Annotated in this window: 22 protein-coding genes; 15 read left to right on the top strand and 7 right to left on the bottom strand. The window is 46.0% G+C overall.

Features of this window, described 5'->3' with window-relative positions; all coding sequences use genetic code 11:
- Window positions 1-44 precede the first annotated feature (44 nt).
- Window positions 45-1,448: an APC family permease gene (locus AC3IPL_RS09480; RefSeq protein WP_489240822.1), complete on the top strand. Its 1,404-nt coding sequence runs from the start codon at window positions 45-47 to the stop codon at window positions 1,446-1,448.
- A gap of 39 nt (window positions 1,449-1,487) precedes the next feature.
- On the opposite strand, the gene icaB is transcribed toward AC3IPL_RS09480, so the two are convergent.
- From icaB to AC3IPL_RS09455, 5 genes are all read right to left on the bottom strand, one after another.
- Window positions 1,488-2,354: an intercellular adhesin biosynthesis polysaccharide N-deacetylase gene (gene icaB, locus AC3IPL_RS09475; protein ID WP_489240821.1), complete on the bottom strand. Its 867-nt coding sequence runs from the start codon at window positions 2,352-2,354 to the stop codon at window positions 1,488-1,490.
- Window positions 2,347-2,814 (bottom strand): hypothetical protein, encoded by a 468-nt coding sequence (locus AC3IPL_RS09470; RefSeq protein WP_489240820.1) that lies wholly within the window; start codon window positions 2,812-2,814, stop codon window positions 2,347-2,349. Before AC3IPL_RS09470 ends, icaB begins: the two co-directional genes overlap by 8 nt.
- Window positions 2,772-4,013: a poly-beta-1,6-N-acetyl-D-glucosamine synthase gene (pgaC, locus tag AC3IPL_RS09465; protein ID WP_489240819.1), complete on the bottom strand. Its 1,242-nt coding sequence runs from the start codon at window positions 4,011-4,013 to the stop codon at window positions 2,772-2,774. The genes AC3IPL_RS09470 and pgaC overlap by 43 nt, the downstream gene beginning before the upstream one ends.
- A gap of 14 nt (window positions 4,014-4,027) precedes the next feature.
- Window positions 4,028-4,831: a GGDEF domain-containing protein gene (locus AC3IPL_RS09460; protein WP_489240818.1), complete on the bottom strand. Its 804-nt coding sequence runs from the start codon at window positions 4,829-4,831 to the stop codon at window positions 4,028-4,030.
- A 463-nt stretch (window positions 4,832-5,294) separates the two neighbouring features.
- Window positions 5,295-5,480 (bottom strand): hypothetical protein, encoded by a 186-nt coding sequence (locus tag AC3IPL_RS09455; protein WP_489240817.1) that lies wholly within the window; start codon window positions 5,478-5,480, stop codon window positions 5,295-5,297.
- Between the two features lie 108 nt (window positions 5,481-5,588).
- Here AC3IPL_RS09455 and AC3IPL_RS09450 point away from each other — a divergent pair, with 108 nt between their 5' ends.
- From AC3IPL_RS09450 to AC3IPL_RS09435, 4 genes are all read left to right on the top strand, one after another.
- Complete coding sequence (locus tag AC3IPL_RS09450) at window positions 5,589-5,828, top strand: hypothetical protein (protein ID WP_489240816.1); 240 nt, start codon at window positions 5,589-5,591, stop codon at window positions 5,826-5,828.
- Window positions 5,829-5,893: 65 nt separating this feature from the next.
- A complete protein-coding gene (locus AC3IPL_RS09445; RefSeq protein ID WP_489240815.1) occupies window positions 5,894-6,823 on the top strand; it encodes an LCP family glycopolymer transferase in 930 nt (309 codons plus the stop codon).
- Window positions 6,824-6,911: 88 nt separating this feature from the next.
- Entirely contained in the window at window positions 6,912-7,505 is a 594-nt protein-coding gene (locus AC3IPL_RS09440; RefSeq protein ID WP_489240814.1) for a DUF4004 family protein, read from the top strand.
- A 4-nt stretch (window positions 7,506-7,509) separates the two neighbouring features.
- Window positions 7,510-8,205 carry a hypothetical protein gene (locus tag AC3IPL_RS09435; RefSeq protein WP_489240813.1) on the top strand — a complete coding sequence of 232 codons (696 nt, stop codon included), beginning with the start codon at window positions 7,510-7,512 and terminating at the stop codon, window positions 8,203-8,205.
- A 260-nt stretch (window positions 8,206-8,465) separates the two neighbouring features.
- On the opposite strand, the gene AC3IPL_RS09430 is transcribed toward AC3IPL_RS09435, so the two are convergent.
- Window positions 8,466-9,146 (bottom strand): hypothetical protein, encoded by a 681-nt coding sequence (locus AC3IPL_RS09430; RefSeq protein WP_489240812.1) that lies wholly within the window; start codon window positions 9,144-9,146, stop codon window positions 8,466-8,468.
- Between the two features lie 216 nt (window positions 9,147-9,362).
- On the opposite strand from AC3IPL_RS09430, the gene AC3IPL_RS09425 reads away from it, so the two are divergent.
- The 6 genes from AC3IPL_RS09425 (at window position 9,363) to AC3IPL_RS09400 (ending at window position 14,488) form a co-directional block, all read left to right on the top strand.
- On the top strand, window positions 9,363-9,749 hold the full coding sequence (locus AC3IPL_RS09425) for a Dps family protein (RefSeq protein WP_489242342.1): 387 nt from the start codon (window positions 9,363-9,365) through the stop codon (window positions 9,747-9,749).
- A gap of 130 nt (window positions 9,750-9,879) precedes the next feature.
- Window positions 9,880-10,542 (top strand): deoxyribose-phosphate aldolase, encoded by a 663-nt coding sequence (deoC, locus tag AC3IPL_RS09420; protein WP_489240811.1) that lies wholly within the window; start codon window positions 9,880-9,882, stop codon window positions 10,540-10,542.
- A 43-nt stretch (window positions 10,543-10,585) separates the two neighbouring features.
- The gene (locus AC3IPL_RS09415; protein WP_489240810.1) at window positions 10,586-11,887 is read left to right on the top strand and encodes a pyrimidine-nucleoside phosphorylase; all 1,302 of its coding nucleotides are present in this window, start codon (window positions 10,586-10,588) and stop codon (window positions 11,885-11,887) included.
- A gap of 11 nt (window positions 11,888-11,898) precedes the next feature.
- Window positions 11,899-13,080: a phosphopentomutase gene (gene deoB / locus AC3IPL_RS09410; RefSeq protein WP_489240809.1), complete on the top strand. Its 1,182-nt coding sequence runs from the start codon at window positions 11,899-11,901 to the stop codon at window positions 13,078-13,080.
- Window positions 13,073-13,420, top strand: coding sequence for a DoxX family protein (locus AC3IPL_RS09405; RefSeq protein WP_489240808.1), 348 nt, complete (start codon window positions 13,073-13,075; stop codon window positions 13,418-13,420). Before deoB ends, AC3IPL_RS09405 begins: the two co-directional genes overlap by 8 nt.
- 177 nt (window positions 13,421-13,597) lie before the next feature.
- Window positions 13,598-14,488 (top strand): nuclease-related domain-containing protein, encoded by an 891-nt coding sequence (locus AC3IPL_RS09400; RefSeq protein WP_489240807.1) that lies wholly within the window; start codon window positions 13,598-13,600, stop codon window positions 14,486-14,488.
- A gap of 392 nt (window positions 14,489-14,880) precedes the next feature.
- On the opposite strand, the gene AC3IPL_RS09395 is transcribed toward AC3IPL_RS09400, so the two are convergent.
- Complete coding sequence (locus AC3IPL_RS09395; RefSeq protein WP_489240806.1) at window positions 14,881-15,150, bottom strand: hypothetical protein; 270 nt, start codon at window positions 15,148-15,150, stop codon at window positions 14,881-14,883.
- Between the two features lie 256 nt (window positions 15,151-15,406).
- Between AC3IPL_RS09395 and AC3IPL_RS09390 the strand changes: the two genes are divergently transcribed.
- The 4 genes from AC3IPL_RS09390 (at window position 15,407) to AC3IPL_RS09375 (ending at window position 19,159) form a co-directional block, all read left to right on the top strand.
- Complete coding sequence (locus AC3IPL_RS09390; RefSeq protein ID WP_489240805.1) at window positions 15,407-16,012, top strand: hypothetical protein; 606 nt, start codon at window positions 15,407-15,409, stop codon at window positions 16,010-16,012.
- An 88-nt stretch (window positions 16,013-16,100) separates the two neighbouring features.
- Entirely contained in the window at window positions 16,101-17,411 is a 1,311-nt protein-coding gene (locus AC3IPL_RS09385) for an ABC transporter substrate-binding protein (RefSeq protein WP_489240804.1), read from the top strand.
- Window positions 17,412-17,420: 9 nt separating this feature from the next.
- Entirely contained in the window at window positions 17,421-18,320 is a 900-nt protein-coding gene (locus AC3IPL_RS09380; RefSeq protein ID WP_489240803.1) for a carbohydrate ABC transporter permease, read from the top strand.
- A complete protein-coding gene (locus AC3IPL_RS09375; protein ID WP_489240802.1) occupies window positions 18,320-19,159 on the top strand; it encodes a carbohydrate ABC transporter permease in 840 nt (279 codons plus the stop codon). The genes AC3IPL_RS09380 and AC3IPL_RS09375 overlap by 1 nt, the downstream gene beginning before the upstream one ends.
- Window positions 19,160-19,214: the final 55 nt, after the last annotated feature.

Genomic DNA, 19,214 nt, shown 5'->3' with positions numbered 1-19,214 from the left:
TTATAGGGTATAAAAATCAATAATCACATTTATCGGAGGTCATTATGAGTCCATCTCATTCAAACACAAGCAGGACAACGTTAACGAAATCCTTATCTGAGAAATTCGTCTGGGCGATTGCTTATGGCTCATGTGTCGGGTGGGGTGCATTCATCTTACCAGGCGACTGGATTGAGCAGGCTGGTCCGATTGGTACTGCTATTGGTATTGTCATCGGTGCGTTGATGATGATGATTATCGGCTTCAGTTACGGCGCACTAGTCAAACACTTCCCCGTATCCGGCGGTGCCTTCGCATTTGCCTACGCGGGTTTCGGTCGCTACGTATCGTTCATCGCCTCATGGTTTTTAGTGCTCGGCTACCTATGCATCGTCGCTTTGAACGCTTCCGCCTTCGCGCTGCTGTTCAAATTCGTCTTCCCCGACCAGTTTCTCAAAGTCAGACTCTACAGTCTCGCCGGCTGGGACGTCTATTTGACAGAAATTATCGTCGCATCACTCATACTGATCATTTTCGCGTACATAAGTATTAAAGGCACCGGCATGTCAGGCTACTTGCAGTATCTCTTCTGTCTCCTGCTGGCTCTTATGGTAGTCTCGCTCTTCTTGATTAGTTTCTTTGTCGGTGATTTCTCGCTGGATAACTTGAAACCATTGAACAACCCGAGTGTCGGCTGGACTGCCTCCATTCTTTCTATTGTCGCCATCAGTCCGTGGGCTTTTGTCGGCTTTGATAACATCCCGCAGAGTGCTGAGGAATTTGATTTCCCGCCGAACAAGACGTATAAGCTGATTGCGTTCAGCTTAATTGCTGCGGCACTTACCTATATTGTCATGACACTAGTGACGAGCTGGATCTTTGATGATGAAGCGGACGGCATCTGGGTGACAGGCAGTGTGATACAGAACTCAATGGGTGTCATAGGTCTACTGATGTTATCACTCGCTATTTCGTTTGGTATTTTCACAGGACTGAACGGATTCCTGATGTCGACAAGCCGTCTGATGTTCGCTCTTGGTCGTGCAAAGTTCATTCCTACAGTCTTTAGTCGCTTACATCCGAAATATCAGACGCCGTATATCAGTGTCTTGTTTGTCACGATCATATGTCTCCTCGCACCGTGGCTCGGTCGTACGGCACTCGTATGGATTGTTGATATGAGTGCAACAGGTGTATCGATCGCTTACTTGACCACATGTTTAGTCGCTTTTAAGGTATTTAAAGGTAGACGACTGTACAGACTAATCAGTTTAGTCGGTGCAATGTTCGCGTCTGGTTTTCTTGTGCTGCTGCTATATCCTGGTTCACCGGCGTCTTTGACGACACCGTCATATATTGCACTTGGTGTATGGGGGCTTATAGGAATGATATTCTTTGCCATCAGGTTCAAGGATTTGAAAAACGTCACTAATGAAGAGCTGGATCATTTGATTCTTAATAAACAGTAAAACCAAGGCCTGGGCCTTGGTTTTTTAGATGAGGATAAATTATTGTCTAAACCCTTTCCAATGCTTCACTTGATGTTCAAACGTATCATCATCGACCATCACTCGGTTCATCAAGTACTCATAATTATCCGTCGTCACCGCCGCGGGAGCGAGTATATAACTATAGTCGAATCCTGCGTCTTTAACGACTTTTATCGTGTCATCAGTCGCATTCCCATACGGATACGCAAAGGTCTTCACATCAATCCCCAGTTCCTTCTTAAGCGTCTTCTTACTCTTCACCAAATCCGCTTTGAACTGCTCCGCGGGCACTTGATTAAAGATCGGCGTGTTATCCACCAGCTCATGCATATCATAGGTATGTGAACCGAATGAGATTAAGTCGCTCTCCTGCAGAGCTCTTAATTCTCCCCACGTCGCGAGTTCAATATTATTGAACGACGGATTGCCGACCTGTCCTGCAATGACGAATACGGTCGCTGGGACGTTATATTTTTCAAGCACGGGCAGGGCGTTTGTAACCATCGTCTTGTCGCCGTCATCAAACGACAGCCAGACGCATCCTTTCGGGAACTGCTGTGTTTCGTAGCTGTGCTGCAGTTCTTTCTCCGACACGAACGTCGCCCCGTGTTCTGTCATCCACTTGAGCTGTGCATCGAAGTCTTCCTGAAACACACTGTACTTCTGCAGTTCATTGCTGTTCGACATCGTCTTCAGCATGCGTTCGTACAAGTTCCCGCTTCTGATTCTATGGTAGTTCAGCGCAAGACAGCTGTTCTCTGATTCCAATGTTTTGTAGTCTTCTGTTGACTTGTCGTTAATAATGTTACGGTAGATCCACCATCCAAGTGCCATCACGATGATCAGGATAACGATCCAGAGAAGGATGCTTCTGGCTTTAGCCATGAGCTTTCTCGACTTTCTCGTCTCTGATCGGATTGCGTTCGAATGTGATGGTCTTAGCACTCTGCAGTTCTTCGTAGACGTCTCGCTGGATATAGTTCAAGTTCAGCAGTTCGTCTGTCGTCGTTGCTCCTGGATACTTCCGGCGGTTGAGTCTGCCGTAGCGCAGTTTGTTGTACAGCCCCCAGAAGTAGAACAGTCCGAAGATGAAGAGGGTGTAGTACAAGAGTGAGGCACTGAAGTTAATGATGTCATTGTTCTTCAAGTTCAATACGATACGCAGAATGTTGACAATATCAATGGGCAGTTTGAAATATGCAGCGATGAAGAACGTCACGGCATACAAGACATACAGCCAGAGCAGTGTAGAGAGGATGAACATGAAGGTTTCAACGACCGGATTTTTCTTCGTTCTGACGATTAAGTCGTTTCTTCTCTGTTTCCTCTGTCGGGGCTTGACCATACTGCATAACCTCCTTTGATTCGTGATTTGATGGCCTTCGGAAATGCGACGACAGCAATTGCTGCATTGATGATCCAGTAGACGAACGGATACCAGGCAATCCAGAAGTACATCTTACTGACGTCATCGTACCTCGCATCGATCAACAGCGACACGGTCAGCTGTATGACTGCGACGATGGTCAATGTGAATGCTGAGAATGTTAACAGCAGCATCAAGTCCTGGAATGAGTTGACTTGAAACAGCAGGTAGTAGATAGTGAGCAGGAACAGTGAATAGCTCCAGAAGATACTGAGCCATTGTTCGATGTAGATCGGCCAGAGGCGTCGATACTTCCAGCTCTTCAATACACCCCAGTGGCGCATGATGACTTCCTGACCACCTTGTGCCCAGCGGACACGCTGCTTCCAGTAGCCGCCGATCTTCTCAGGGACAAGCATCCAGCACAGTGCTTGCGGCTCATAGCGGATGTCCCAGAATCGTTCGTGGAACTTCCACGATACAGAAATATCTTCTGTAATCATATCAACATCCCATAAACCGACGTCGACGAGTGCTTTCTTACGGAATGCGACGATGACACCTGACACTGTCATGATCTTACCGATGATGCGCTGCGTGCGCTTAATTGAACCGATGATTGATGCGTATTCCACGACCTGCAGTTTGCCGAGCAGTGTGTCACGGTTTCTAATCCGCGGGTTACCTGTTACTGCCGCGACGCGTTCGCCTTTGTGGAAGAAGTGCTTGATCAAGTGATACGGTGCATCGTTATCGATAATCGCATCTGAATCAACGCATAGTAAGTATTCACCGTGCGATGCAAACAGACCGAGGCGAAGTGCATTGGCTTTACCTTTGTTCTCCTGGTTGTTGATGGCCCGGACGATGTCATGCTGACCGGCAAGCTTCATAATGATGTCAGCTGTATGATCCTTTGAGCCGTCATTGATCAGTATAATCTCCTTATGAGGATAGTTGAGCTTGATCAAATTGTCGACTGTTTCTTCGACAGTATCTTGTTCGTTATAACAGGGCACTAGAATACTGATAAGCGGCCAGTCGATGTCGGTCGGGATGTCGTTTGAACCGGCACGCTCGCGCCGGAAGTAATAGATGATAGATCCTGCAAGCCAGACGATGGCCATGAGTAGTGGATAGAGAAAGACGAAATTAGACCAGTAATCTATCATATGCATAGAGATTCTTCCCTTCAAGTGGTTTTGTAGTACTTCTTGCTGTTCTTATTGGCGTACATTGCTTCATCTGCCTTCTTCATCAGCGTCTTCAGCTCCATGCCGTCAATGCCGTATTCACTTGTACCGAGACTGATATCCATCGGCATCTCAATACCTTGAATATCAAACGGGTGCCGGAACATTGCCTGCAGCTTCGTCGTATAGAGAAAATGCTGCTCGTCTCGTTTGAGTGATGATACGAGCACAAATTCATCTCCACTGAGCCGGAACAGCCGTTCATTCGGTAGTAAAATGCTGTTAGACCGCTGGCTGATCGTTATCAGCACTTCGTCCCCGATATTATGACCATACGTATCATTGATGGTCTTGAAGTTATCGACGTCGAACAAAGTGATGTAATGGAGTCGTTCATCGTTCGACTTGATGTCATTATTGAAGTATTGAATGAGCGCCTGGCGGTTCGGCAGGCCGGTCAGTTCATCTTTGTACATGTTTGTCTGCAGTGTGTTCAGCGTCTCATGTATTTCTTTAGTGAGCAGCGATGTGCTGTCCGCTGTTGTACATGATTCTTCTCTGAAATTACCGGTCTTTACGTCTTCCAGCACGTCTTCCAGCTGACGCCGTACATAGTTGTAGATCATGCTCCAGGCACTGTAGTTGATCACTGAACTGATCAACGTAGATAGCAGCAGGAGTTCAAATGATGGGCGCGAAATCGGCTCAAACAGCAGATTGACTCCCATAGAGCTCAAGCTGATCAGGAGTGCAAGCGCAACAGAGAGGAAGATGATTTTTGTGTTGAATGGTAGTTGTCTCATGACACTCACCCTTTCTTTAGTCATGATAATGTTGTTGAGTATGTGAATGGCATATTCACAGACAATGTTTAAATCATTGAAAAAATACACATAAACAATGAGTATAATTCAAAAAGTGCTGGTGTAATACTATCGTTTTAAAATTAAATTTTAATAGTGTACTGTCTTTATTGGACATTTTCATAACATTATTAAGTACCTCATCTTACTAATCTTAAACAATTTTATCAAGAAAATAAGATTATTTTAAAATAATTATATGAGTATAAAATGAAACTGGCACAATAATAATGAATCCGCATAATATATATCTTATTTTGCATATTAAGTAGACATATTTTGTTTATATGTCAAGTTTTTAATCAGAAAATCGTATAACCATAAGTGGGGTGATGATATCTGTGAGTAACGGCGGAGGTATTGAAGCACTGTCAATGATGACCAGCATCGATGGAAATAGCAGCTAAATGAATGGTTCGGAACGCTCGAAGTCTTCCAGTGTCATATGTTCCATACCGCAGTCCAGGCAAATAAAAAGTGTGCCTGCTGGTTCGACCGTGACAATATGGTCATGCGGACAGCTCGTCTGGTCGTGCGGATAAGTCCCCTGCGTCAGATGGGCGATTTCGTCGGGTGTCAATTTTCTCATACGGCATTCCTCCTTATCTTATCTTTAACTATACCCCTTTTTATTCACCTTTGGTCAATGGTCGTCTCGTGTCACTTCCATCGATATATGTAGCAGGGAGGTGAAGAAGTGGCTGTATTGAAAATGGTGGAGTGTGTGCTGTGTATGGCGCTGTGCATCTTGTTTGTCATCGTCTGCAGCGGGGCGTGGTGGCTGTTCAACAGTGCGTGCTACGCGGTCGTGATCTATGCGCTGTTCAGTCTCGTCGTCATTCTGTTTGACGTCGATGGTGTGTTCTGGCAGCAGGCAGTAGAAGCGGTCGGTCTGTCGGTGCTGATTTTATATTTATTATTTTTTGTTTGTTGTTAATTATCAGTCTTAAGGTGGATGCAAAACGTGTATAATAAAAGTAGACTATTGGTTGAGGTGTATATATGAAGAAAAGAAAATGGGGATGCTTTCTACTGCTTGTATTATTAAGTCTATTGATCATTGGAGGTATCGTCAGCTATGCCTACTTCAAAGTGAAGGGCACAGCAGACGCGATTCATGAACCGATTTCGGGGCGTTCGAAGTCCGATCTGCGTGATGAAGAGGTCAGCATTAAAAACAATGAAGCAATTTCAGTCGCACTGTTCGGTGTCGACTCAGACAAAAACAGATTAGCAACAGGCGATGCAGGACGCAGTGACTCAATCATACTGCTCAGCATCAATCCGGAGAAGAAGAAGACCGTGATGATCTCTATTCCTCGTGATACGTACAGCGAGATGGTCGGCAAGGGCGACTACGAGAAGATCAACCATGCCTATGCATACGGCGGCCCGGATATGGCGGTCAAGTCAGTCGAGAAGTTGATGGGGGTACCGATTGATTACTATGCGACCATCAATATGGACGGCATGAAAGAAATGATCGATACGCTCGGCGGCATCGATGTGACAAGCAATGCGACATTCGATGTCCGTGACTACCATTTCGTCGAAGGGCAGAAGGCTCACCTTGACGGCGATGCTGCGATGGCGTTCATTAGAAGCCGTAAAGAGAACGGGGCAGGTGGCGACTTCGGACGTCAGGAGCGTCAGCAGCTTGTCATTCAAGGGCTGGCACAGAAAGCAATGAACGTCGGCACTGTGACGAAGCTCGACAGCATTCTCAAGACAGTGAAAGGCAATGTTGTGACAGACGTGACGTTCTCAGAGCTGACAGAGTTAAGAAACGGCTACGCAGCGACATTGAACAACGTCGACAAATATCAGCTTGAAGGCACAGGACAAGTGTTGGATGACGGCCTCTGGTATTTCATGGCGGACGATGCAAAGAAGAAGCAAGTAGCAGATGTTTACTTGAATAATTTGAAGTAACAGGAACTCCGGCGTGGAAGCGTCGGGGTTTTTGTTTTGAGTTGTTCTTCGTAACAGTGTTATGTTATATTAATAGTGGGGTGACAATATGGATGACTTAATCTCTAAAAAAGAATTGCTGAAAGTGTGCGATATCAGTTACGGCCAGTTATACCGGTGGAAGCGGAAAAAGTTGATTCCGGAAGAGTGGTTTATTAGAAAATCTACTTATACGGGTCAGGAGGCTTTCTTTCCCCGCGCATTGATAGTCAAACGTATCGAGCAGATCAAAGCATTGAAAGATGAACATTCACTGGATGACTTAGTGACATTGTTTAATGAGGGGGCACCTGTTGAAACGACAGATAACTTTGATGCAGCAGTGTTTCCCGATTATCTATGGGAATATGTCAGCTTTGATCGTAACAGTGTGACACTCGAGAAGTCCGTCATACTCGTGTTCATTGATGAAGCATTATCAAGTGGACAATTGACAGAGCAGGAAGTGACAGACGCTGTAGCAGTGTTGACAACAATCGACTTGAAGCAGGATATGTCGCTGATGGTTGTTCGTAAGCGCGGCATCGGGCTGTTCATTGCGGCAGAAGGCAATGTATGTGTCGATCAGCAGTCGACTATTGTATTTGAAAGGCGCTACCAGGAATTAGTGACGCAGTTGAAAATCAATTATTTAAGGGGATGACATAATGAAAATCAGTGGATCTTCAGTACTTACAGCTGGGACTTATGATGATATCAACGTATCGGGTAAAGCCGTGATCGAAGGAGATGCAGCAGCGGCGAATGTCGCTGTTTCAGGAAGTATGGTGGTTAAAGGTGTGCTCCGCGCCGACACAGTCAGCGTTCAAGGTAAGATGGTCGCAGGCGATATAGTAGCAGATGAGCTGAAGACTAACGGAAAGACTTCAGTGACAGGGGATGTCACAGTCAAGAATCATCATAATAACGGAAAACTCACTATTGACGGCAATTGTTACGGTGATGTCTTTGGGGTGTCGGGGAAGACATCTATTTCCGGCAACTGCGAAGTGGAACAGTTCACGAGTAACGGTCAAGTTCATATCGACGGGCTGCTCAATGCCGATGAGATCACGCTCCAGTTGATCAATGAGTCCTTCATAAGGGAGCTCGGCGGCAATCATATCATCGTTAAAAAGAAAGCTTCGGGCGGTCTGTTCAACTTTGGTAGTCAAGAAGGTATGCTCACAAGTGAATTGATTGAAGGGGATGATATTACGCTGGAACATGTCACGGCGAATGTCGTCAGAGGGAGACATGTGACAATCGGCACCGGCTGCCATATCGACTTAGTGGAGTACAGCGGTTCAATTGATATTGACGGCCGGAGTACAGTCAAAGAACAGCTTAATACCGGAATGTAATTATAGGACTGTCGGTAGTGGCTGAAAACATGGCCTTCAAACGGGATTAGAGGGCCACGTTTGAAGGAAAAACAAGAAATTGGGCGAAACATGGCCTTTAAACAGGATTAGCGGGCCACGTTTGAAGGAAAATCATGAAACAAGCCAAAACATGGCCTTCAAACGTCGGCTGCCGCACTATTTTTCACACTTCAACCTGAAAAGAAAGCAGTTAAATATAAAATGAAAAAACGGAAATCCGACATGGATTTCCGTTTTGTTTACATCATGCGTCTGACGGTGAACTGATAGACGATGTTGATGAGCATTGCACTGCCGGCAATCAGACTGAGTGCGAAGTGCTGCGACTGACCTGTCGCATAGCCGTACAGCGTGATGAACAGCATGATAGCAGGGAGCAGAATATTCGTCATCTTGAAGGCATTGTAAAGGCCGGTGAAAATGACGATCATTTCGTCCTTTGTCAGTGAATCGATGAGCTTGTCATCAAAATCCGATTCAAAGTTATTCGGCAGCTCGCGTTCAGGGTAGAGCTTGTTGATCATGCTGTAGCCGTAATAGCGGAGGACGATGGCGAAAATCAGCACGATGATACTTGCGATGCCGAGCCAGAGCGGTGCCTGATTCAATGTGACGAGCATGATGGAACCGAGCGCAAAATAAAATGTGATGATCAATGCGATGTTCATCAGTGAGAACTTCTTGAACGACTGACGGTCCTGCTCAGCGTGTTCAAGAGACGGGTCATTATCGACTTTGTAGGCGATGCGGCTGTAGATATAGCTGATGATGCCGGCAAGGATCGCGATAATGATGATAGTGATGATATAGCTGTCCGTATGCAGTAAGTCAGAGAGCGGATTTTTCCACCAGTCGATGGTGAATAACAACACAGCCATTAATATGACAAGTAAGACAGGAACAATATAATGTTTAAACATAAGACCCTCCTTTTTAATGTATTATACCCGGAAATTCAGGGTAAAGACATAGTGTACAGAATTATCAGTGTCAAACCAACAATCATTAGGAGGCGTTTGTTCATGGCTAAAGATAAGAAGACGACAGTTTCAAAGAAAGTCACTAAAGCACCGAAAGAGAGAGAAGATTCACCTGTTATTGACGTGTTGAATCAGCAGGTTGCGAATTTTACGGTAATGTTCACAAAAATACACAACTATCATTGGTATGTCAAAGGGCCGAACTTTTTCTCGCTGCATGTGAAATTTGAGGAAATGTACAATGAAGTCAGCCAGTATCTTGATGTAACAGCAGAACGTGTGCTTGCCATCAACGGTCATCCGGTTGCGACATTGAAAGAATGTCTCGACCAGTCCATTATCAAGGAAGCAGGGAAGAACTTGACTGCTGAAGAGATGGTCCGTGATTTATCTGAAGATCTTCAGAAGCTGATTGAACAGTTGAAAGAAGGACAGCACATTGCTGAAGAAGCAAAAGACGAAATGACAGCAGATATGATTCTCGGTATGATCACACAGTTTGAAAAGCATAACTGGATGTTTGCCTCTTATTTAGGCAAATAATGAAGAAACGGACTTCCGTATATATGCGGGAGTCCTTTTTTGATGGATGAATGGTTCAAAGAGCATGACAAGACATGATTATTTACAGCAGATGGGGTATAATGAAGTTGATAAAAAGGAGGAATTTTCAGTGGAATTAGCTAAATACATTGATCATACGTTATTAAAACCAGAAGCAACAACATCTCAAATCGACACATTGGTCGCTGAAGCAAAAGAACATGGCTTCATGAGCGTGTGCGTCAACCCGACTCACGTCAAGCGATGTGCAGCAGCATTGCAGGGCACTGACGTATTGGTCTGCACAGTGATCGGATTCCCGCTCGGTGCAACGACATCAGCGGTCAAAGCATTCGAAACGAAGGATGCGATTCAAAACGGTGCCGGTGAAGTCGATATGGTCATCAACATCGGCGCTCTAAAAGAAGGTAACGACGCGCTTGTGCTTGAAGACATCAAAGCAGTGGTCGCTGCAGCAGATGGGGTGACGACAAAAGTCATCATAGAAACGAGTCTATTAACTGACGACGAGAAACGTCGTGCGTCAGCGCTAGCGAAAGAAGCGGGTGCGACATTCGTCAAAACATCAACCGGCTTCTCTACAGGCGGTGCTACAGTAGAAGACGTTCAATTAATGCGCGACACAGTCGGTTCTGACATGGGTGTCAAAGCATCAGGCGGCGTGCGTTCAACCGAAGATGTGAACAAAATGATTGAAGCGGGTGCGACACGTATCGGGGCAAGTGCCGGGGTGCAGATTCTGCAAGGACAAACAACAGACGGAAACTATTAATCCGTCTGCTTTTTTATCTGACAAACGAAGGGGAGATATTCACATGAGAATGGTAGATATCATAGCAAAGAAACGTGACGGCGGTGCGTTGACGAAAGAAGAAATTCAGTTCTTCGTCAATGGATATACGAACGGGGATATCCCGGATTATCAGGTATCGAGCTTAGCGATGGCAATTTATTTCCAGGATATGAACGATGAAGAGCGAGCGAACTTGACGATGGCGATGGTAGAAAGCGGCGATCAGATAGATTTGTCAGCGATCGACGGCGTCAAAGTCGACAAGCACTCAACCGGCGGCGTCGGTGATACGACGACGTTAGTACTCGCACCACTTGTCGCAGCGCTTGACATTCCAGTAGCTAAGATGAGCGGCCGCGGCCTCGGACATACAGGCGGTACAATCGATAAGCTGGAAGCAGTGGACGGGTTCCACGTGGAAATTTCAGAAGATGACTTCATGCGTCTCGTCAATGAACACAAAATCGCAGTCATCGGTCAGACGGGTAACTTGACGCCTGCTGATAAGAAGCTCTATGCGCTGCGCGATGTGACGGGCACGGTCAACAGCATTCCGCTTATCGCATCAAGCATTATGAGCAAGAAGATTGCGAGCGGTGCTGACGCAATCGTCCTTGACGTGAAGACGGGGGCAGGCGCCTTCATGAAGACCAATGAAGATGCAGAACAGCTGGCGCATGCGATGGTTCAGATCGGTAACAATGTCGGCCGCCGCACGATGGCGATTATTTCTGACATGAGCCAGCCGCTTGGGTATGCGATCGGCAATGCGCTCGAAGTGAAAGAAGCGATCGAGACACTGCGCGGCGAAGGGCCGGAAGATTTGAATGAGCTGGTGCTCACGCTCGGCAGCCAGATGGTAGTACTCGGCGGCAAAGCAGAGACATTGGACGAAGCACGCGAAAAACTGCAGGCGGTCATCGATAACGGTGCAGCGCTTGAGAAGTTCCGCGACTTTCTGACGAATCAAGGCGGCGACGGCAGTGTCGTTGATGACGTCTCAAAATTACCGCAGGCGGATTACGTCATTGAAGTGCCGGCGAAATCAAGCGGTGTTGTCAGCCGGATCGTGGCGGATGAAATCGGGATTGCGTCCATGCTGCTCGGTGCGGGGCGTGCAACGAAAGAAGATACAATCGACCTTGCAGTCGGCTTGATGCTCCGCAAAAAAGTCGGTGACAAAGTTGCTGAAGGCGAGTCGCTCGTGACAATCTATGCGAACCGCGAAGACGTAGAAGACGTGAAACAAAAAATATACGACAACATTGACATCAGCGATCATGCAGAGGCACCGACGTTGATTCATACAATCATTACAGAGTAGGAGTGGTCTTGATGACTAAAGCGTTTAAAAGAATTCATTTAATCGTGATGGACTCAGTCGGAATCGGCGAGGCACCAGATGCTGCTGATTTCGGTGACACGGGCAGCCATACATTGAAACATACACTGGAAGGGTTCAGTGAGTCACTGCCGAACCTTCAGAAACTCGGTCTCGGGAACATTGCAGAACTGCCGGGTCTAGAAGCAGTGGACAATCCTGCTGCATTCTATACGAAGCTCAGCGAAGCATCAGTCGGCAAAGATACGATGACCGGCCACTGGGAAATCATGGGACTGAATATCGATCAGCCATTCAAAGTATATCCGGACGGATTTCCTGATGAACTGATCAAAGCAATCGAAGAGATGACCGGCCGCAAAGTGGTGGCGAACAAACCAGCGTCAGGCACTGAAATTATTGAAGAATACGGCAAACACCAGATGGAAACGGGTGACTTGATCGTCTATACATCAGCGGACCCAGTGCTGCAGATTGCGGCGCATGAAGACATCATTCCGCTTGACGAGCTGTATGACATTTGCGAGAAAGTCCGTGAACTGACAAAAGACCCTAAATATTTGATTGGACGTATTATTGCGCGACCTTATGTCGGTGAACCGGGGAACTTCACCCGCACATCGAACCGTCACGACTATGCACTGAAACCTTTCGGCCGCACAGTGATGAACGAACTGAAAGACAAAGGTTATGACGTCATCGCTATCGGTAAGATCAACGATATTTATGACGGTGAAGGTGTGACAGAAGCGATCCGCACGAAAGACAACATGGACGGCATGGACCAATTGATGGAAGTGGTCGGCCGTGATTTTGAAGGATTGAGCTTCTTGAACTTAGTCGACTTTGATGCGCTGTATGGCCACCGCCGCGACAAAGAAGGTTATGCCAATGCCATCAAAGCATTCGACGACCGTCTCGGCGAACTCATTCCGCAGCTGCGTGAAGACGATCTCGTCATCATTACAGCCGACCACGGGAATGATCCGACAGCACCAGGTACCGATCACACACGTGAATATGTACCGCTGCTCATGTTCAGCCCGAAAGTTAAGCATTATCATGAACTGGAAGGTCACGACACATTTGCGTCTATCGGTGCGACGGTTGCTGATAACTTCGGTGTAGCACTGCCGCAGTTCGGCCGCAGCTATTTAGGTGATATGAATGTTTAGACGACTTCTATATGGTACTGTCTATACATTTGCCGGCATCATGCATTTCAAAAACGAAGAAGGCTTCCGCAAAATCGTGCCGAAATCACTGCCGTACCGGAAACGCATCGTGCAACTATCCGGTGTCATAGAAATACTGTTCGGCTTGAGTCTGTTCATCAGAAAGCCCGGGCGCATGACGAAGCAGCTGCTCAAGCTGTTTTTAGTCGCAGTATTTCCGGCGAACGTCTATATGGCGAAGAACAACATCGGCTTCAAAGGTAAGCAGTTACCGGCATGGGCATTATGGGGCCGACTGCCGCTGCAAGGATTTCTGATCAAGGAAATGGATAAATTATAATAGTGAAGACCTGAATTTTTCAGGTCTTTATTTTTTTGATAATGGTGCAGAATTTTAAGTAATAGGGGAAGTGGATGATGATTATGTGATGAACATACTGACGTTCTTGATATTTTGCAGCGACGGCTGAAAACAGAGAAATTCACTTCGTGCTATGATAGTTTCGGAGGTGATAGGTTGCTGCTGAAAGACCATATCAAAAGTGTGGAATTGTGCTATCTCGAGGCACTCGAACAACGAATGGATCTGTCTTTGGAAGACGCCGGAAAGCTGAACAAATATCAGCGGGGCTATGAAGGGGAACGACAGTTTTTTGATAGCATAGCAGGGATTGATGCGCTAGTCATCTGGGACTTGCTGCTGAAAGACGGCGAATATGTCCAGTATGATTTCATTGTCATCGGCGACGGTACAGTGTACATTTTTGAGATTAAGAATAACAGCGGTCCGTATCGTTATGACCGGGGAAATATAGTGAACCGGCATCATGTGGTCATTAAGGATTACCGGCCGCAGCTGGAACGTGCGCATACGATGATGGAACATTTTTTGAGGATGCACGGGATGATAATGAAAGTGGTGAGCCGTATCGTATTTATCAACGACAGCTTCAGCCTTGCCGGATTTAATGGCGATGCACGGATGGTGTTTCACGGCCAGTTGCAGCAGGTGGTGAATCATCTCAAAAAGATCAAACCATCGACGTATGAATGTGAAGTCGGCCAGATGCTTGTCGGGGCCCATGTCGACAAATATCCTTATCAGAATGTCAGACAGGTGGAGGTAGATGTTATAGATCCAAGGCTGCGATGTCAGAGCTGCCGGCAGTTGATAGCAGGGATCGATACGATGAAGAAATATATCACATGCAGCTGCGGCCGGAAAGTCAAACGCGAAGACATCATGCTCGCCAATCTGCGGGAATTTGTATTGCTCAAGCAGGGCGCATTTACGATACAAGAGGCGATGGACTGGACGATGAGTCCGAAAACAACAGTCAAACGCCTATTGAGAGAACATGCAGTGAAGACAGGAATCGGTAGAGCCACGAAGTATTATTTGAAATGAAGACATAGTAGGATTAGCGGGCCATGTTTGAAGGAAAATCATGAAATTAAGCAAAACATGGCCCTAAAACAGGATTAGCGGGCCATGTTTGAGAGAAAACTATGAAATTACGTAAAACATGGCCCTAAAACAGGATTAGCGGGCCATGTTTGAGAGAAAACTATGAAATTACGTAAAACATGGCCCTAAAACAGGATTAGCGGGCCATGTTTGAGAGAAAATCATGAAATTAAGCAAAACATGGCCTTCAAACGAGATTAGCGGGCCACGTTTGAGGGGAAATCATGAAATCACACAAAACATGGCCCGCAAAGCCAGCTGCCATGACAATGCCGCTGCTGCTACTCTTTGACTTGGATCGCTCAACAAAATGACCAGCCTTCACTGGCTGGTCATCCTTCGATTTGTCGTTGAATGGCTCTCAATGTATGCAGCCAGTCGACGATATCGTCAAAATTTTCTCGGCGGTGCGTGTAGCAGTAATCGATAAAGCAGATGGCATCATATAGATGGCTGTCGTTATGAAATTCTCTGTCTAACGCCGCCTGATGTCGATTCAGTTCTTCTCTAGATATGATGGCTGCTTCAGCATTATAACGAGCAAGAGCATCTTCTCTGCCATATGCTTCAATGAGCTGCAGGCGTTCTTTTCTGTTAAACATGATATCATCTCCGTAATAATATCATACGCGTCTTCATCTACTACTACGGTTAATTTTCAGTTAAACCATTGTAAATTATGTTAATTTACCGTATGGATGCGTCTGCTAACCGCAATTGTTTCGTGTTTTTTCTATCAAGGCGTGTCATAATAATAATGACACTTTCCGTACTTGAAACTTTTTCCGGCGTTTATGCGTATGAATAGAAGAAAAGGGTATAGAAAGATAAATTTCAAATTACGAAAGGGGTTCAACTATGGGATGCCCATATCATTATCAAGCGCCTGCGCGTAAAAGCAAATCACCATTTGCGCTCGGCACGTTATTAAGTGTGGCTGCACTTGGTGCTGCTGCATTTGTCGTACTAAAAAAGAAATCATCAGATGAGGAGGTCGAAGGCAGTCAGCATGTTGAGCTGCTGAAAAAACAGCCGACGCCTGATAAGTATATCGGCCAGGAATTCTACATGCCGCACTTTATGCTGAAAAATATCAGAGTCACTCCTGACGACGCAGGTCTTACTGCCAGAATTGACTACCAGATTGACGATGTGCTCTACAATCACTTGATGCACAATACACCGCACTACACATTCCGCTTCACGCTGCCGGAAGACCAGCAGCATCTGTTCGAAGGGGACGGCACAGCCAAAGTCATCGGTGACTTAGTATACGGTACCGGCGATCAGAAAGATTACGCAGTGACGTTCAACTTCAAAAAACGGGATGATGCATCACAGCAAGACATCGCACAACTTGATGCAACAACAGGTCCATACAAATTAGATATCGTAGACCATCAGTTAAAAGTATTGAATCACTTTGATGACGTCTACGGTGCTGTCAATATCATCAGATTTTAATAGTAGAAAAGCAGGTTGCCTGCTTTTTTATTTATCATTATATATGCATTTTAATTGTATGTGACAACTTATTTAAGGGGGAAAAAGAATGAAACGATTATTGGGTATGTTATTAGTATTTGTGCTTATGCTTGCAGGATGTGGCGGGTTAGTCCCGAACAGCGGCAAAAATGATTCTAACGATCAAGCAGAAGGTGGTAAGACGGAAATCAGATTTTGGACATTCTGGGGTTCTGACCCGCGTAAAGCTACATTGAATAAAATCATTGATGACTACAATGATTCGCAGGATAAAGTAGTCGTGAAGCATACCTATTTACCATGGGGGGACATCTGGACGAAGAACTTAGCGGCGATTGCAGCAGGAAATCCAGCTGATGTCGTGATCAATGATATTAATGCGACAGCACTTCGCGGCATGAAAAATCAAGCAGAAGATCTGACTTCATTTGTTGAGAAAGATGATTTATCGAGTCAGTTCTCTGAAGAACTGTGGGATGCGACACAATATGAAGGGAAAACATACGGTATTCCTTACAATACAGATACACGCGTATTATTCTATAACAAAGATGCCTTCAAACAAGCAGGACTCGATCCTGAGAAGCCACCGACAACTTGGGCGGAACTAAAAACTTATGCCGCTAAGCTGGATCAGAAAAAAGGCTCAACTTATAACAAAATCGGCTTCTATCCATTGTTCGGCGCAGGCCCTGATATTTGGATTACGAACGCCAACCACAAAAACTATATCGATATGGACGGCAATGTGTCGATCGATACAGAGCAGAATATCGATACGATGAACTGGCTGAAACAATGGCAGGATAAATACGGCAGCGATACACTGCAGAAATTCCAGGCTAAATTCGACAGTCAGCAAGGAAATCCATTTTTCGCAGGTGATGTCGGCATGATTGTTAAAGACCAGAGCTTTGCGACACAGATGGACGATTACGCTAAAGACATCGATTACGGTGTTGCACCACTGCCAGCTGTAACAGCAGGGGAACAGCCGACGAGCTGGGGCGGCGGATTTGTCGCAGAAATCCCGAAAGGCTCGAAACATAAAGATGAGGCTTATGATTTCATCAAATTCCTGACTAACGAGAAAAACCAGCAGTACTGGGCTGAGGAGACGTTTGACTTAGTAGCAAACGAAAAAGCGGCTGAAGCGGCCGGCAGCAATCTGTCAGGCAATAAAAAAGAAGCATACCAGGCAGCGGTTGATAACTTAGAGGATACTATTCTCACACCGGTTCCTGTATCAGCACCAGACTATTTCAACCTAGTCAATCCTCAGTTTGATAACATCATGCAGGGCAAAAAGACGCCACAGGAAGGACTGAAGAAAGCTCAAACAGATGTAGAGAAATTAGTTGAGCAGAATAGCAAGTAGGTGAGCCGGATGAAAAAACAATATAAAGATAATCTGGCCGGCTACTTATTTATTTCACCGTGGATATTTGGGTTCCTAGTGTTTACACTAGGACCGATTCTTTTTTCGTTATATGCGAGTTTTACGAATTACAACATTACGTCGCAGATGGATTTCGTCGGTCTGTCCAACTATTCGAGACTGTTCAAGGAAGACGAACTGTTCTATACATCGATGATGAATACCTTGTTCTTTGTCATCTTCTCTGTACCGCTGACAACGGTCGGTGCTATCGTGCTGTCACTGATGATGAATCAGGACATACCGGGCATGAGAATTTTCAGGACGATCTACTATCTTCCGGCTGTATTATCAGGCGTCGGTGTGTACTTACTGTGGATGCAGCTGCTGGATCCGTCGACAGGGCTTGTCAACACAGCGCTCGGCTACATCGGTATCGACGGCCCGAACTGGCTGCTTGACCCTGAATGGACAAAACCATCACTGATCTTCATGAAACTATGGAGCGTCGGCGGCAGTATGCTGTTGTATTTAGCAAGTCTGCAAGGGGTTTCGAAGTCTCTGTACGAGGCAGCAGATATGGACGGTGCGAATCGCTGGCAGAAATTCAGAAACATCACGCTGCCGATGATTACGCCGATCATCTTCTTCGATATCGTGACCAGTACAATCGGTGCATTCCAGATTTTCCAGGAAGCTTACGTCATGAGCAGCGACGGCGCAGGTTCACCGTCGAATTCACTGTTGTTCTATAATCTTTATATGTGGCTGAAAGCATTCAAGGCGTTTGATATGGGTTACGCCATGGCGATGAGCTGGATCTTATTCGTGCTCGTGCTGATCTTGACCGTCATCAACTTGAAGCTCGCGCCGCGCTGGGTGCATTACGAAGGAGGCGAAGATAACTGATGAAAAATCACGTCAGTCCGTTCTGGAAATGGTTCAACTTCGTACTGCTTGCAGCGGGTTCACTCGTCATATTGAGCCCGATATGGTGGATGATTGCCACGTCACTGAAAACAATGGAAGAAATTATGGGGACACCGACCTTTATTCCGAAAGAATGGCATTTTGAGAACTATATGAACACGTGGCAGGCCGCACCGTTTACGACTTATGCGGTGAATTCACTCGTCATCACCTTGATCAGCGTTGTCGCAAACGTCTTCGTCAATGCATTCATTGCGTACGGCTTTGCGAAACTAGACTTCAAAGGCAAGAAAATCTGGTTTTTGATTGTTCTCGGCACGATGATGATTCCGGGATTTGTGACGCTCATTCCGCAGTATGTGCTGTTCGCCAAGCTGCATTTATTGAATACTTACTATCCACTCATACTGCCGGCCTTTTTCGGCAGTGCTTTCAACATCTTCCTGCTGCGCCAGTTCTTCATGGGTATACCGAAATCCTATATAGAAGCGGCGCGCATGGAAGGGGCCAGTCATTTCTATATCTTCAGAAAGATCGGGCTGCCGCTCGTGCTGCCGGCGCTCGCAACCGTTGCGATATTTACGTTCAACGGTGTGTGGAATGACTTTTTAGGGCCGCTGCTGTACATCAATGATGAGAATCTGTATACATTGCAGATCGGTCTGCAAGTATTCAAAGAACGCAGCACGACACAATGGAACTACTTGATGGCAGGGTCGCTCATGGTACTGCTTCCCGTCATCGTGCTGTTCTTCATGTTTCAGAGATACTTCATTCAAGGTTCGAACATTACCGGACAGAGTTCAGTTGATAAATAATCATGCAAAAGGTCCTCATTCTCATGGAATGAGGACCTTCTGCATGATTGCTTCT

The sequence above is a fragment of the Macrococcus sp. GL_134 genome (assembly GCF_057834705.1).
Note: the sequence above shows the minus strand (reverse complement) of the source record. Positions and strands in the feature narration are given on the sequence as shown.

Coding starts and splice junctions, on each gene's coding strand:
- AC3IPL_RS09385 (WP_489240804.1), top strand. CDS start 16,101: ATGAAACGATTATTGGGTATGTTATTAGTATTTGTGCTTATGCTTGCA.
- AC3IPL_RS09415 (WP_489240810.1), top strand. CDS start 10,586: ATGAGAATGGTAGATATCATAGCAAAGAAACGTGACGGCGGTGCGTTG.
- AC3IPL_RS09455 (WP_489240817.1), bottom strand. CDS start 5,480: ATGAGAAAATTGACACCCGACGAAATCGCCCATCTGACGCAGGGGACT.
- AC3IPL_RS09430 (WP_489240812.1), bottom strand. CDS start 9,146: ATGTTTAAACATTATATTGTTCCTGTCTTACTTGTCATATTAATGGCT.
- AC3IPL_RS09425 (WP_489242342.1), top strand. CDS start 9,363: ATGTTCACAAAAATACACAACTATCATTGGTATGTCAAAGGGCCGAAC.
- pgaC (WP_489240819.1), bottom strand. CDS start 4,013: ATGCATATGATAGATTACTGGTCTAATTTCGTCTTTCTCTATCCACTA.
- icaB (WP_489240821.1), bottom strand. CDS start 2,354: ATGGCTAAAGCCAGAAGCATCCTTCTCTGGATCGTTATCCTGATCATC.
- AC3IPL_RS09405 (WP_489240808.1), top strand. CDS start 13,073: ATGTTTAGACGACTTCTATATGGTACTGTCTATACATTTGCCGGCATC.
- AC3IPL_RS09445 (WP_489240815.1), top strand. CDS start 5,894: ATGAAGAAAAGAAAATGGGGATGCTTTCTACTGCTTGTATTATTAAGT.
- AC3IPL_RS09440 (WP_489240814.1), top strand. CDS start 6,912: ATGGATGACTTAATCTCTAAAAAAGAATTGCTGAAAGTGTGCGATATC.
- AC3IPL_RS09375 (WP_489240802.1), top strand. CDS start 18,320: ATGAAAAATCACGTCAGTCCGTTCTGGAAATGGTTCAACTTCGTACTG.
- AC3IPL_RS09380 (WP_489240803.1), top strand. CDS start 17,421: ATGAAAAAACAATATAAAGATAATCTGGCCGGCTACTTATTTATTTCA.
- AC3IPL_RS09390 (WP_489240805.1), top strand. CDS start 15,407: ATGGGATGCCCATATCATTATCAAGCGCCTGCGCGTAAAAGCAAATCA.
- AC3IPL_RS09470 (WP_489240820.1), bottom strand. CDS start 2,814: ATGGTCAAGCCCCGACAGAGGAAACAGAGAAGAAACGACTTAATCGTC.
- AC3IPL_RS09395 (WP_489240806.1), bottom strand. CDS start 15,150: ATGTTTAACAGAAAAGAACGCCTGCAGCTCATTGAAGCATATGGCAGA.
- AC3IPL_RS09435 (WP_489240813.1), top strand. CDS start 7,510: ATGAAAATCAGTGGATCTTCAGTACTTACAGCTGGGACTTATGATGAT.
- AC3IPL_RS09460 (WP_489240818.1), bottom strand. CDS start 4,831: ATGAGACAACTACCATTCAACACAAAAATCATCTTCCTCTCTGTTGCG.
- AC3IPL_RS09480 (WP_489240822.1), top strand. CDS start 45: ATGAGTCCATCTCATTCAAACACAAGCAGGACAACGTTAACGAAATCC.
- deoB (WP_489240809.1), top strand. CDS start 11,899: ATGACTAAAGCGTTTAAAAGAATTCATTTAATCGTGATGGACTCAGTC.